This window comes from Desmonostoc muscorum LEGE 12446 (genome assembly GCF_015207005.2).
GTDB classification, from domain to species: domain Bacteria; phylum Cyanobacteriota; class Cyanobacteriia; order Cyanobacteriales; family Nostocaceae; genus Nostoc; species Nostoc muscorum.
In genome coordinates, this window is record NZ_JADEXS020000002.1 from 205,099 (window position 1) to 218,612 (window position 13,514).

At 40.7% G+C, this 13,514-nt stretch carries 11 protein-coding genes and 3 pseudogenes; 5 read left to right on the forward strand and 9 right to left on the reverse strand.

What is annotated here, in order from left to right; genetic code table 11:
* Positions 1 to 8 precede the first annotated feature (8 nt).
* The gene (locus IQ276_RS37140; RefSeq protein ID WP_221706943.1) at positions 9 to 179 is read right to left on the reverse strand and encodes a hypothetical protein; all 171 of its coding nucleotides are present in this window, start codon (positions 177 to 179) and stop codon (positions 9 to 11) included.
* Between the two features lie 1,105 nt (positions 180 to 1,284).
* Here IQ276_RS37140 and IQ276_RS41180 point away from each other — a divergent pair.
* Positions 1,285 to 1,455 carry a Ycf66 family protein gene (locus IQ276_RS41180; RefSeq protein WP_373690637.1) on the forward strand — a complete coding sequence of 57 codons (171 nt, stop codon included), beginning with the start codon at positions 1,285 to 1,287 and terminating at the stop codon, positions 1,453 to 1,455.
* 310 nt (positions 1,456 to 1,765) lie between these two features.
* On the opposite strand, the gene IQ276_RS37145 is transcribed toward IQ276_RS41180, so the two are convergent.
* The 5 genes and pseudogenes from IQ276_RS37145 to IQ276_RS37165 form a co-directional block, all read right to left on the reverse strand.
* Positions 1,766 to 2,047, reverse strand: a complete 282-nt coding sequence (locus IQ276_RS37145; protein WP_235116443.1) for an antibiotic biosynthesis monooxygenase family protein — start codon at positions 2,045 to 2,047, stop codon at positions 1,766 to 1,768.
* A gap of 253 nt (positions 2,048 to 2,300) precedes the next feature.
* Positions 2,301 to 2,591, reverse strand: coding sequence for a hypothetical protein (locus IQ276_RS37150; RefSeq protein WP_235116444.1), 291 nt, complete (start codon positions 2,589 to 2,591; stop codon positions 2,301 to 2,303).
* Between the two features lie 2 nt (positions 2,592 to 2,593).
* Positions 2,594 to 3,556: a ParM/StbA family protein gene (locus IQ276_RS37155; RefSeq protein ID WP_235116445.1), complete on the reverse strand. Its 963-nt coding sequence runs from the start codon at positions 3,554 to 3,556 to the stop codon at positions 2,594 to 2,596.
* Between the two features lie 417 nt (positions 3,557 to 3,973).
* Positions 3,974 to 4,487 (reverse strand): annotated as a pseudogene (locus tag IQ276_RS37160) (hypothetical protein).
* Between the two features lie 52 nt (positions 4,488 to 4,539).
* Positions 4,540 to 5,133: a hypothetical protein gene (locus IQ276_RS37165; protein WP_228043497.1), complete on the reverse strand. Its 594-nt coding sequence runs from the start codon at positions 5,131 to 5,133 to the stop codon at positions 4,540 to 4,542.
* Positions 5,134 to 5,390: 257 nt separating this feature from the next.
* On the opposite strand from IQ276_RS37165, the gene IQ276_RS37170 reads away from it, so the two are divergent.
* The 3 genes and pseudogenes from IQ276_RS37170 to IQ276_RS37180 form a co-directional block, all read left to right on the forward strand.
* Complete coding sequence (locus tag IQ276_RS37170) at positions 5,391 to 6,143, forward strand: ParA family protein (protein WP_193924305.1); 753 nt, start codon at positions 5,391 to 5,393, stop codon at positions 6,141 to 6,143.
* Position 6,144: 1 nt separating this feature from the next.
* Entirely contained in the window at positions 6,145 to 7,098 is a 954-nt protein-coding gene (locus tag IQ276_RS37175; protein WP_193924302.1) for a ParB/RepB/Spo0J family partition protein, read from the forward strand.
* A 338-nt stretch (positions 7,099 to 7,436) separates the two neighbouring features.
* Positions 7,437 to 7,700 (forward strand): annotated as a pseudogene (locus tag IQ276_RS37180) (IS701 family transposase); the annotation flags it as partial.
* A gap of 16 nt (positions 7,701 to 7,716) precedes the next feature.
* On the opposite strand, the gene IQ276_RS37185 reads toward IQ276_RS37180, so the two are convergent.
* Together IQ276_RS37185 and IQ276_RS37190 are read right to left on the reverse strand one after the other, a co-directional pair.
* The gene (locus IQ276_RS37185) at positions 7,717 to 8,571 is read right to left on the reverse strand and encodes an IS5 family transposase (protein ID WP_235115308.1); all 855 of its coding nucleotides are present in this window, start codon (positions 8,569 to 8,571) and stop codon (positions 7,717 to 7,719) included.
* A 31-nt stretch (positions 8,572 to 8,602) separates the two neighbouring features.
* Positions 8,603 to 12,478: an ATP-binding protein gene (locus tag IQ276_RS37190; RefSeq protein ID WP_228043261.1), complete on the reverse strand. Its 3,876-nt coding sequence runs from the start codon at positions 12,476 to 12,478 to the stop codon at positions 8,603 to 8,605.
* A 183-nt stretch (positions 12,479 to 12,661) separates the two neighbouring features.
* Here IQ276_RS37190 and IQ276_RS37195 point away from each other — a divergent pair.
* A pseudogene (locus IQ276_RS37195) lies at positions 12,662 to 12,900 on the forward strand (IS701 family transposase); the annotation flags it as partial.
* Positions 12,901 to 13,245: 345 nt separating this feature from the next.
* Here IQ276_RS37195 and IQ276_RS37200 read toward each other — a convergent pair.
* On the reverse strand, positions 13,246 to 13,395 hold the full coding sequence (locus tag IQ276_RS37200) for a hypothetical protein (RefSeq protein WP_193919674.1): 150 nt from the start codon (positions 13,393 to 13,395) through the stop codon (positions 13,246 to 13,248).
* Positions 13,396 to 13,514: the final 119 nt, after the last annotated feature.

Here is a 13,514-nt window from a genome sequence, read left to right on the forward strand (position 1 = left end):
CCCAGGACTCACAAATCGTTTTTATTCGTTCCCTCGGAGAGATTGATTGTTCCGTTAGATGTAGCCAATTTGACCGTTGGATTCCCTAGACTCTTGCCGTTATTGGCGATATTACGGCGGGAATTGGCTCCAACGAAGTCAGGGATTTTAGTGTTGCGCCCTGCTCTACGATGGGTCACTTTTTGAGGCTCTGTTTCATCATAGGAACTCCCTATTAGCGCCAGTGTCAACCCGCAACGGTCGTCTGATTGCGCCCTGTTCCCAGCTTCACTCTACAAGAACCGAGCTTGTTCGGTGTGGGCAGATAAGGAGTCAATTCTGAGTCTGAATGGCAAGGCTTACACTTGCATCTGACCGAGAGTTCAGCCTTTAGTGACAGTAATCTGCTGTCGGGCTGGCTTAGTTATGTGCGGACTGACTACCGTGATTCACTAAGCAACGAATCGCACACCACCTTCATATATACACGCATGAAATCCTCGAATTTTTAGGCACTAGTCAGAGATGGGAGCTTGTAGATTTCTACGAGCGCAGATATGGCGATACACGCAGGTTCGGCTTTAATGTTCGAGCTTGGAACGCTTACGTGAGTCTCTTTGATGGCTCATTGGACGTTCTTGTTGAGCCGCTCCAAATAGTGAAAGCATTGACCTCTTATAAATTTCTTTTTTACGCTATTTTCGGCTATTGGCTAAGTCTTCATTGTGGTATGGCTATCATGTTCCGCAAAGGCGTTTAATCAAGCATAGGCGTAGCTCGTGGTAGACATCGCTTAAAATATTTATTGCATTTAATGTTGTCCCCAGTTTATCGATAGTAAATACCGTTAAATAATACTATTGACCTCTTTGTATTCCAAAGAATTCACCAGACTTAGATTGCTCAGATGTTACCCAAAGAAGGTTTAGAGTATTGCCACCTGACCCTCATGGTTTCGACAGAGATGGAGATGGAATTGGGTGCGAAAAATAAAAAACATTCAGTAGTGCAAGTCTAAAACTTGATAAAGAATTAGGATTTTTCAGAAATGTTCACTTTAGCTCAAGTTAATTTTGGAGTTAGATCAACTGGATTAATTGAAATCAAATTAATTGGAACTCTTTATCTATAGGACTCCTATTTGATTTTTGAAATACACGTAGGGTGTGAAAGCGTTGCTTAACGCACCTTCCCCAAAGCTTTTGGTGCGTTACGGCTTACGCCTAACACATCCTACACATACTTAGATTTTTTCAGGAATCAAATCGGATTCCTATAGTTTTAGCAATTATCTATGTAACTTTAATGCTCGGCTGGTTAAGTCAAAGAAAAAATACATTAACAATTCCTATTTTAACAATTTACATTATCCAAGAAGTATTAGCACCAATTTGTCTATTTTTGTGTGGCATCATATTAATTATGCAAGGTTGGCGATTAGATCCGCTTATTCAATTTGAGCAGTTTCTCCTGTGATTATTAATTATTTATTTAAGTTTTAAGGATATAATAATTAACTGGATTCAGAGAAATTGGTAAATTAAAAATCAAGTTAATTATTATTGACGCTGATCTAGCAAGACATCAAAATGTTTAACCTTGGTTTCAGGTTCAATCAGATACTGGTTATCCCGGATTTCTCACCACATCTCTCAAAACCTTGTGCTCTTGAGCAGGGGAGCAGGGGAGCAGGGGAGCAGGGGAGCAGGGGAGCAGAGGAGAGTTCAATGTGCCTTGTTCAATCCCCTCTGCCCCTCTGCCCCTCTGCCCCTCTGCACATCTGATCTCAAGCTTGTGAGAAATGCGGGTTATCTTTGGGCAGAGGGTGTACTTGTTCTATGTCATTTCCAGCAAAGGCACGAATAGCATTGCGTGACTCCCAATAAGAGATGACAGTGAACTCTGTAATTGTGCCATTAGTACGACGAAATACTTGCGCTCCAAGATTACCAGGAATCGATTGAATTTTTTTGATTCCAGCTTCAGTTAAATATTTATCGAAACAGAATTCAGAAGTCAGGAGCCAAAATTTAGAATGAATTTTGAACGAAAGAGTGAATGAATCCAATAGATTACAAGATATCGGTTACAGTCGCAAAGGGCTATCTTGTTGGGGGTAGGCGTTGGATGTAGTGTTAAGAAAATTGAATTTTAGTGCATCAAATAGGACAACATCTTCTTCCTTTCCTACGCCCCACACGCTATACCCTATACCCTTTCATCCAGGAAGACCAGGAATTTACGCAAAACAAGCGTGCCATTCCCCTTTCCACCTTTAAGGCTAATTCCCCTTCTTTACCGTTGCCAATTTCATTTGACGGTTACAAATCAAAATCAAGGCTGAATGTTTCTCCATCAGAATCTTCTTCTTCCTCCTGTGCAAATGGAGTTGCAGTCCTTGAAGAGAGTTTGTTATCTTCAGTATTAATCGGCATGAAAGCTACTTGTTGTGTGGGAAATGTACCCTTCCTGAAAGCAAAATAACAATCAATAATAAAGTAAAGCGTCTCTAGGTAACTCTTGCCTAGTTGCTGTGATTCGGCAAATATCCGCTCTCGGTAGCTATCTTTGATCCGAACTTTTTCTGGGGTTAAGTCAAGTTTGTCTGCCATTGTTATAACTTAAGAGATGTAGATGCTGGATTCTTACTGCTGATGGTTTTTGCCATTTCTAGAAGCCCAAAGACATTGGCTTCCACCGGGTTGTCCAGGATTTTGAAGCCATTCTTTTCTAACAATTTTTTAAATCCTGGTAACAGACAGCCTCCACCAATCGCCCAGATTTCATCCCCTTGGTGTTTGGCATCAAGCGTGAGATTCACCACTTTCTTCAAGTATTTTTCATACCAATCTTTCAAACAAGCGCTGTATATATCTTTGATATCAATGTCACGGCTGTATCGGGTATGCCCCATCTCTAGACAAAATCGGATTTTGGAAGCATCCCCAATTTTTCCGCCATTTAGATGTTTCATCTTTTGGGAGATATCATCGATGAGAACTTCCACACCGATGGGGTAGGCAGTGTGAACTTCTCGCTGACCCCGGTGGTAACGAGAATACAGGGTCGTACCATTGCCAAAGTCTAAAATGGTTAATTTTTTTGGTAGTGGATGCCCAAATAATGCACCCATACCCTCTAGTACAACTTTCAGCACTTCTACTTTCACGTCTGATTGTTTGCCAGCAAGTATTGGCTGATATTCTCCATTGAGTACTTTTTGTAGTTCATTAGCCAGAGCAACATCATGTAAACTGACGACTAATTTTAAGTGCCAAGCCTTACGGTGTGGTAGATGTGCCAATGCACCCAATAAAGTCAACAATGCGTTGTTGACTTTGTTTTCATTATTATCGGTATTCCGGTCAAAATAATTTCCTGTCCGGTAAGCTGATTCTCCGACTGTATAAGCACTACCGTTAAAAACTACGCGCCCTGGCACATCTTCCATTTCTGCATTGGTTATATAGCTGGGCACACGAACTACTTCAAAGCCATCGACTAAAAGTTTGAGACTTCCGTAACCGTTATCGAAACCCGCAGGAAAAATTTTTTGTAAGGTGTGAATGTTTGACATAGGCTTCAAGGTAATACACTTTGAGAAAGTGAAAATTATCTGTTCAAGTGATCTGCAAAAGCAAGAGAAAGAAGAATAAAATAACTTCACCTTCTTTTCCCAACTCAAGAGCTTATCATAACCCCTTGGGGGCTAAGTGGGGTACAAAATGTTAACTAGTCAAATATACCCCATTTAGCACCTATATATATCCTATATAGGGGTCAAAATATCCCAAAAGTCCTGAGATATTGTTGGGGTATATATAGCCCCCATATAGCCCCCAATAGGATTTTTTGAAATCTTTTTTATCAACGCAGCAGAAATTAAATTAGATCATTTTTGACTCTTTGATTTATACTTTACTGTCAATAAGATTATTGAAAAGCAATTCAGTCTTTCACTCTAACTTCTTGCTGAATACGTAATTTAGGGTCACTACTTGCTTACAGGTTCAGCTTTCTCAACTGAATTATCATTCACACCCAAAGTCAATTCCAAAGGAGTTCTTTCTGGGTAAGCTTTTACCACTTGTCGATAAACTTCATAGTTAGTAGGTAGCGTGTTCTGAGAATTACCCACTCCATAGGTCAGGAAAGAACTTTACATCTTTCACTAGTTCAGGTTTGCCTGCCTCTTCTGGAGATTTTTTGCGTTGTTCAACTTCATCAACACTTGGCCGCGGAGGTAAAGTAGGCCACCATAGCCCTCGAACATCTGGGCCAATTACTTCTCCCGGTGGTTTTACTCCATTTCGATTTAGCACCGAAGTAGTAGCAAAGGTTTCAATGCGGAGTCGTGGTTCACTGGTTAGGTTATTCGAATACAAAACGAGCCAGGAGTAACTGGTGAGTGCTGTAGTTTCATACTGTTCAGCAGTAGTAGTGCTACAACTAGTTAGTGTCAGTGCCGTTAGTGCAGTTATTATTGAGGGTAAAAATCTTATTTGCATTATCAATTGTGGATATCTTTCACCAATCACTCTTGATCTTGGAAGTATGCCATCATTGCTGCCAAGGCGAAGGTATCGCTGTTGTCGAAAGCACCTGACCTGTTGTTAATCTGATCGCCGTCTGCTCACAATTAGGACATTGGACTTTCACCTGAATTAATGAAGGATGACCTTTGTATTCTCCCATTACTGGTTCCCCAGTAAACTCGCTAATTATTCCCTGCTGACAGTGCCAACACTCGAATACCACGCGCCCAACTTGTTTATCGCAGTCCAAAAACTGGATATGTTGACAGCGTTCTGGCGCTAACTCTTCTTCTTTATCGCTCTTTGTCAATTGACCCTGTTGCTTGGGCTGTTGCGGTAATTTGGATTTTCTCTTGTCAGAAGAGGTACCTTTGGCTTTACTTTTGTCTAAATGTTGCGGTTTTTCAGCAGCGTTTGTCTTTGACCTTACAAGAGGTATCACCTCTGCTTGGGCTGGCTGCTCAACTGACGGCAGATCAACACTGGGAGTAATGTCAGGCTGAGAGGTTGGCTGCTGTTTTTCTACTGGTTTATAAGCAACAAGGTCAAGCTTTGGGCTTTGGTCGTTGGGTTTTGGCTGTTGTTTAGGTAACTTGGGCGATCGCTCTTTTGATTTCATCAGAACTTTTTATGTGGATTTGGGGAAATAAGTTTATTTTAAGCGCCAATTTATTTCGCTAAATCGCTCCTCATCGCCAGAATGAAAGTATAGTTAGCTTTTTAGGTAACAAGCAATTTGGAGCATTAGTTTTTCATTACTTTGGTGTAAAACTTGTGAAAATCTTTGCGGTCTACTTAAATTGTCATAGAATCAGTTCATTCTGTAACTAATATATATATGTTTTTTCATCAAAAATCGCATAGTACTAAGAAAATATGATTATCGCAGTTACTAATCAAAAGGGAGGAGTAGCCAAGACAACCTCTACTATTGCACTAAGTGGATTGCTGGCAGAAAGTTCCTCCTGCCTTGTAGTTGACTTTGATCCCCAAGGCAATTTAACCACAGGTCTAGGAATCAAGATTCAGTCAGGGCAGATGACTGCTTATGAAGTACTTACAGATCGTAAACAGAGCGCATCTGAAACTATTATTGACACCGAGTATGGAATCAAGCTGATTCCGGCTGACATATCTCTAGCATCTGGAGAAAAGCAAATTTTGACCTCGGCAGATAATAGCCGAATCCTGAGAAAGAAATTGAATCCTTTACGGCAAGAATTTGCTCATATCCTCATTGATTGCCCACCCAGCTTAGGTATGTTAACTCTAAATGCATTAATGGCAGCAGATGCAGTCTTGATCCCCGTTCAATGTCAGTTCTTTGCTTTGGAAGGCTTACGACAATTATTGGAAACTATCGAAAGTCTTCGTGATGAAGACACTCACCCCAATTTGCAAATTTTAGGAGTCTTGCCTACAATGGCAGACCGTACACTCACGACCCAAGATGCTCTCAAAACTCTTAAAACTAAACTCCCTGGTGTCAAAATTTTTGAACCCGTTCCTAAGTCTGTTCAGTTTCCAGAGTCTAACTTGGCGCGTCAACCAATCCATCGGTATACCACAGAAAGAAAATTGATTGAACCTTATCAAGAAATCGCCAGGGAAATGGCAGAACAGGAGTAATATGGCCAAGCGGCGCTTGTCAATGGCAGATGAAATGGAATTTCCGAATAAAACAAGACAATTCCTTGACTTAGTAGGAGTTACCAATAATCCTCAACTCTCGGAAAACCAATCTATTGAACAATCTTTATTAATAACTCAAATTCACCTAGCTGCTCATCAGCCTCGGCGTTATTTTTCAATTCAAGGAATGGAAAGCCTAGTTGCTTCTATTCGTGAACATGGTATCTTGCAGCCACTGCTTGTACGGCCGCTAGAATCCGGTAATTATGAATTGATTGCTGGTGAACGTCGCTACCGTGCTGCTCAAACTCTTGGAATAGAGCAAGTTCCGGTTATTATCCGCCATCTCAATGACCAAGATGCTTTCCAAGTCGCCCTCCTCGAAAATTTGCAGCGGGAAGATTTAAATCCGGTTGAGGAAACTGAAGCTATTTTGCAACTGCTATCTATCCGCTTGGAATGCTCTCAAGGAGAAGTTATTTCCCTACTCAATCATATTGCTAACCTCCAAAAGCAAAAAACAGAGATTACGAACAACGTTGTTCGTAACCAATGGGAAATGGTAGAAAAGATATTTTCAGTAATAGGTAGGGTGACTCCAGACAGTTTTCGTAGTCATCGCCTACCTTTACTAAATTTACCTAAAGATGTTCTAGAAATTTTGCGCCAAGGACAACTAGAATATACCAAAGCCCGTATCATCGCTCAATTGAAAGACGAAGATCAGCGACATCAACTTATAGTGAAAACTATTGAAGAAAACCTTTCAGTTAGAGATATCAAAAGTTACATTCAATCAGTTCAACCTCCTAAGTCTTCTCAGCCGAATATTCTGACTAATCGGATGAAGGAAGCCTATCAGCGAGTTAAGCAAGCTAAAGTCTGGGAAGATCCTAATAAAGCAAAAGTTTTAGAGAAGTTGTTAGGGCAAATTGAAGCTTTATTAGAGTAAAATCTACGGTTTTTTACAACATCTTTCACTCTTACCAACCTTTGAGGCGTAGCTTCCATAGCTTGCGCTCGTAGTCATCGTATAGTGAAGCAAAGCATTTTCGACTTTATCATCTACTATTACTGTAATCTCAAAAAGGTATAGTATTTATGTACTACAATTGATTGAATTCTAGTATTACAGGACTTACGCAACTGGCACAATGCGATCGCTAACAAATAGTACTAAAGTACTATAAAAATGCAGATGAAATGAACTAGAGTACAAATGTAAATTGTTCCTTTTCACACCAAATTTTTGGGCTGCTGCTCAGGCTACTGTAACGAATACTTTTGAATATGAAGTTTACTAAATTAGATTATTGCCAGTATCTACTTAGTAGCCAAATTAATTATACCATTACCAATTTGGCAGAGCATTTAGAGAGTATTAGCCATGATACAATTAACTATTATTTGAAAAGAGAAAAATTAACACCTCGTTTACTATGGGATAACGTGAAAGAGGTAGTTGAGCCTGATGACAATGGTTACATAATATTTGATGATAGCATTTTAGATAAAAGGTATTCTGAAGAAATAGAAATAGTCAGAAGACAATATAGAACCCATTTGACATCTAAGAAGGTGCTGCAAGCCTCTTAATCATTAGCCTGATGAAGCAGATATTGAGTTTGGCAGTGGCACTAACCAGGGTTCGTTCAAAGTTCTTAACCAGAATTTTACAGCGCTCCATCCAAGCATTGGAGCGTTCGATCACCCATCTAGCTATTGCCGGAACAAATCCAGATTTTCCTTGTGCCGCTTTCTCTTGTTTTGAGGGTTTCGTAGAAAGTTGAAACTGAATTTTGGTCATGATCTCTGGGTAAATTCGCTCTAACTCCTGAGTCAAATATTCTGGGTGATACCCATGATCTAGCAGGATAGTAATCTTGGGAATATCGATAGGTTTTGACTTGAAGTAGTCGATGTTGAGAGTAAACATCTCAATTAATCCGGCATCATCCGAGACATTGGCGCGAGTACAGAGCGTAAAAAAGGGAAACCCAAGGGTGTCAATAGCCAAATGCCTTTTAATACCGTTGGTGGCTTTGTAGAAGCAAAAACCTTTCGACTCCACACTGGCGTTGCAGGTATTTTTCACTGCTTGGGAGTCAATGATGATCAATGTCGTCCAGTGCGGTTTTTTTTTTACCTGTTCACGCACTTGTCCATGTAAGACACTCATCAGTTCCTCAAATACCCCGGCTGCTCGCCACTGTTTGTAGTGCCAATATACAGTGGAATAAGGGGGGAGGTCTTTAGGTAAGTCTTGCCAATTGCATCCATTTTTTAGTTGATAGAGAATTCCATTGAAGATATCTCGCTTTGGCCAGTTGGTCGGTCGAGTCTGCTTCTTAGTCGGTAATATCTCTTGCAATAAGGGTTCAAAAATTTCCCATTCTGCATCAGTGAGGTTGCTGGAATACGCCATTAGTATTGGATTTTAGATGCTGAGGAGTACCTTAATTCAAAACCTCACAAGATGTCAAATGGGTTCTATAGACAGCAGCAATTTTTTCTTTGCGCCAACCGAGGTAGAATTTGGCAGCAAGTTCATTGGCGATCGCTTGTTCTGGGATATAGCCATTTTCTTGAGCTAGAGAAATAGCGCGATCATAGAAATCTATTGCTTGCTGTGGATGTCCTAAAACACGCTGTTCTTCAGCACAAATCAAATCATATCGGTGCTGGCAATTCATGGGTGCATAGGTAGCCCAATTTTGCAGCTTTTCTTTAGCATCCGCAATTAATGTCCATAACTCATCCGGTTGAGAATTTTCGGCTAAATTTGCTGATAGCTGGGTGAAACAGGCTAAAGCTGTATAAAAATAAAGTGTTGGCACATTTAGCATCCCAGTACCGCCACCAGCATTCAGCTTTGATTGTTGACAATGATAGAGCGTCTGGTCATGGCACTCAAATAAATAGGTTAATGTTACTTTGCACATATGGAAATGCCATAACCCCGTTTTGTCGTTGGCTTTTTCCAGATTTGCCAAAGTTACCCCTTCATCAAAAATTGTGCCTACTAATTTGGTTGTGTTCTCACATTTTCCTAAGAGATTGGCAACGGTTTGGTGGACGATATGCAGGTAGCCTAAGAATGCTTGTTGTTCGATGTTTGCCAAGCCTATGCTGTAAGCCTGACATTCTGTTTCTAAAGCTGTGAGTTCTTTACCGACAAAATAAGCATGAAAAGCGTAGGTATAACCAGAATAGCCAGCATAAGCAAGAGCGCCAACTTTTAGTCCCAGGGTATAGGCTTCTTGTAATGGCTGGAGAGTTGTCGCCGCATTTTTCACCCAGTGAACAGTAAATTTGCTGGTCATGTATAAAACTTTAGCGGCATATTCTTGATTATTAAATTTATCTACTAACTGTAAAGCCAGTTGACCAAATTCATAACCTGTTGTGATGTCACCAACTACACCACAAAGTAATAATCCATAAACCACATATCCAAAGCTGGAGGCAGGAATATTACCGTGGGTGACTGATAGCTGCACCTGCTGACAGCAAATTAAAGGATACAGGGATGGAGATGCTAAGTAGGTAGGGCCACTAATTTGAACTAACATTCGCAGCAGTGCTTGGAACTGAGGCGAAGTCATCACAGGTAAGTTTAACAGATCATCTGTGGAACGTCCTGCTAATTGCTGTCGGGTTTGTTGGAGAAAATCAACAAAATCTTGTTTATTCGGCTGACTGGGAAATTCAATTCCAAAAGATTTGAGAAAGTTTAAACCCGTAGTGACAGCTTTAGTAAATTCACCAAGGCTTGTGTAAGCATCAATTTTAATTTCATACACCTTGGCAGCATCCAACAAACTCCGAGCTTGTTGCAAGACAATTTCCGCCAAAGTTTCCATCTGCACCAAATCTGTATTGAGATAAGCAGCCTCAGCCGCGCTACTATAGCAGGCTAATGCCAAATCATACTGAGTTTGCCAGCTATCTGTCGGCAGCAAATTACAGGCATATTGTAAGCAATAGGTAGCAGTATCGTAAGCAGTGGTAGCGATCGCTTTTCGTCCGGCTCTTAAATTTAGCTCTACCAGCCTTGCTTGCTCTAGGGGATCGCTGATGAGCTTACAGCCAATATTCAATTGGTTGACGATATCAAAAATTTGCTCCTCTAATTGTTCTGCTGATGTATGGTTTAATAAATGACGACCAATTGTCAGATGCACAACCTGTTTCTCCTGTTGGGGAATCAGGGAATAAGCAGCTTGCTGGACGCGATCGTGGAGGAATTTGTAAGCAACACTAATCCCATCCGTGTAGTTATCATTTAAATCATTTCCTTGAAAAAACTTGTAGGTTTCACTGATGGGTAAAATTAATCCTTCCTGCAACCCTTTCCACAAGTCAGTTGCCACCTGCTGCGGCAATTGCTCCGAGACGATCGCCAGAGTACTCAAGTCAAATTGATTACCGATACAGGCTGCCAGTTTGAGGATATTCTGAGTCTCATCAGGTAATTTTTGCAACTGCTTGGCCATGAACTCCACCACATCATCGGTTAATGCAGCCTCGCGTACCTGAGTAATATCACATTGCCAATGTCCAGCCTGGATGTTAAAGGTAATGAATTGATCTTGATGCAGAGTTTTGAGAAATTGCGTCGCAAAAAAGGGATTCCCCTGGGTTTTTTGATAGACTAATTCTGCTAGAGGTTGTGCTAAAACTTCAGCACATTTGAGCATATCTGCCACTAACTGATTCAGGCTGCTTCTACTCAAAGATGCTAAAGTAATTCTGTTGATTGTAGCTCCTGCCTTGCTGACTTCATTTAAGGTCAGCATTAACGGATGGCCAGGAAACACTTCGTTATCCCGATAAGCCCCAATCAGCAGTAAATACCCCTGTTCCCTCTCACTCATCAATAACTGCATCAATTTTAAGGATGCGGAATCTGCCCATTGCAAGTCATCTAAAAACATCACCAAAGGATGTTCTTTTGTCGTAAAAACTTGAGTAAATTTCTGGAACAGCAAATTAAACCGATTCTGCACCGCCGTACCCGATAGTTCTGCTACAGGTGGTTGTTTGCCGAGGATGCGTTCCAATTCGGGGATGACATCAATAATTACTTGGGCATTATCTCCCAAAGCCTTCAGAATAGAGGCTTTCCATGCTTGTAGTTGGGTATCTGATTCCGAAAGTAACTGTCCAATTAAATCCCGAAATGCTTGGAGAAAGGCACCCAAGGGGATATTGCGATTGTACTGGTCAAATTTACCTTTAATGAAATAGCCTCTCTGGCGGACGATTGGTTTATGAACTTCATTCACAACCGCCGTCTTCCCAATCCCAGAGAAACCAGCTACTAGCAGTAATTCTGAGGTACCGTTGCTGACTCGCGCAAAAGCATCTAGTAGTATTTGGATTTCTGTTTCTCGTCCATAGAGTTTTTCGGGGATAGAGAAGCGATCGCATATATCTCGCTCCCCAATTACAAACGCTGCAATCTTCCCTGTTGTCTTCAATTGCTCCAAACAAATTGCCAAATCATGCTTCAAGCCCAAAGCACTTTGGTAGCGTTCTTCGGCATTTTTGCTCATCAACTTGGCGACAATTTGAGCGATCGCTTCTGGTACTTCTGAGTTAATTTCATCTACCCTGGGTGCAGGTTTGGCAATGTGACTATGCACCAGTTCTAAAGGATCATTGCCAGCAAAAGGTAACTGTCCCGTCAACAATTCAAACAACGTCACCCCTAAACTATAAAAGTCTGTACGGTAGTCAACGCCCCGATTCATCCGCCCGGTTTGCTCTGGTGCAATATAGGCTAATGTGCCTTCTAAGACATTTAGGTTCTTGATTTCTTCGTTTTCTTTCGGTAATAGGGAAGCTATACTAAAATCAATTAGTTTGACTTGTTGCGATTCTGGATGAATCAAGATATTTGCAGGTTTGATGTCCTTATGAATTACCCGATGCTGATAAAGCTCATGGAGAATTTCGGCTAGTTGCAGGGCGATCGCCAGTGTATCTAATAGTGTTAACTGATGGCTGCGACTGTATTTTGATAGCGCCACACCGCCAAAATCTTCCATCACTAGGGCATAGCTATTACGATATGGTATCAGGCGATCGGGACGAATCACACCAGAAATATTCAAATTTTTGGCAATAGTATATTGGTTGCGAAAACGTAACAATTCACTGAAGCTGGGATAATCTTGTTGCAACAATTTCATGACAACCTGACGCTGGCTTAATTCTTCCACTGCTTGATAAACAATCGTTCGAGAACCCACATATAATTGCTCAACGATCTCATAGCCAGGAATGTCGGGTAATGGATTTGCGTAGGTGCTTGCCGCCAGTGTCATATTATTAGTCAAAAGCATCTAGGGAATTTATCTCATCGTTATAATTCCCTCAAAATTGAGAAATTCAACTATTACATCCTATTATGTATTAAAACTTTAAAATTGGTTAAATAATGCTTAACCCTATTTGATCACTTTCGCAGTAATGTAAAAACGTAAAAAACTAGAACGTAAGCACAGAGAATGGTAGAGCCTCGTTCACCCATAAAAACGATCAAATTTGTGGACGAATATTGCCAGCGTCTAGAACTAATTTTAGAAGTCATAAATGGTAGACTAATAATTAAAATTATTGACGAAACTGGAGATAAAAAGAATGTTTATCAACAGATTATGTCAAAAGGCAGTATATAGAAAACTTAGGAAAGGTTGAGAATGGAATTGTAGTCGTTACATCACATGGCGTATTCTGTGGAATGACAAATAGTGTAATTCATCTCATCACCTTTGGGGCATGAATTTATTACTTCTACCCTTCCGACTTCTGCCCTCTGCCCTCTGCCTTCCCCCAACCAAGATCACCAAAAGTTGCCAAGAACCACTTTATCCTTTAAAAGCAGCCATCTTATCCTTGAAGTGACACTTTTGGTCACGTTATGGTTCAAAATTTGGTCATGCAGGGGGTAAAATCACAATAATTGCCCGTACAGCGATGGATAAACCATTGCACGAAAGTTTGTCTATCTTTTACATTCCAACAGATACACCAAGGATTAAGTTTGGTAAAAAGACACAATTGATTGCTTGGAAAGCTTCAAAACTTCTCCCTAACTTGCCGCCACAATCAAAGCACCATCCGCCAAATCATTTGCGTAGCGTCTGTCTTCGACACGCTGTTCGCGTTCGTAGAGAAGATTGTTTAGGCTTATGGCTTGTAAATACACCGAATCAGCACAGAAATTAGAGATTAAGGTCAAATGTTTAGGAACTTTGCCTCTAAAACCTGTATTGATTAGGGGAATTGGCTATAGCGAGTGAAGCCTTTAAATTATATTCCGGATCAGACTGATGTAAGGGAGTGAATATATAAAGAAGA

Coding starts and splice junctions, on each gene's coding strand:
- IQ276_RS37150 (WP_235116444.1), bottom strand. CDS start 2,591: ATGGCAGACAAACTTGACTTAACCCCAGAAAAAGTTCGGATCAAAGAT.
- IQ276_RS37175 (WP_193924302.1), top strand. CDS start 6,145: ATGGCCAAGCGGCGCTTGTCAATGGCAGATGAAATGGAATTTCCGAAT.
- IQ276_RS37155 (WP_235116445.1), bottom strand. CDS start 3,556: ATGTCAAACATTCACACCTTACAAAAAATTTTTCCTGCGGGTTTCGAT.
- IQ276_RS37190 (WP_228043261.1), bottom strand. CDS start 12,478: ATGACACTGGCGGCAAGCACCTACGCAAATCCATTACCCGACATTCCT.
- IQ276_RS41180 (WP_373690637.1), top strand. CDS start 1,285: ATGCTCGGCTGGTTAAGTCAAAGAAAAAATACATTAACAATTCCTATT.
- IQ276_RS37185 (WP_235115308.1), bottom strand. CDS start 8,571: ATGGCGTATTCCAGCAACCTCACTGATGCAGAATGGGAAATTTTTGAA.
- IQ276_RS37170 (WP_193924305.1), top strand. CDS start 5,391: ATGATTATCGCAGTTACTAATCAAAAGGGAGGAGTAGCCAAGACAACC.
- IQ276_RS37165 (WP_228043497.1), bottom strand. CDS start 5,133: ATGAAATCAAAAGAGCGATCGCCCAAGTTACCTAAACAACAGCCAAAA.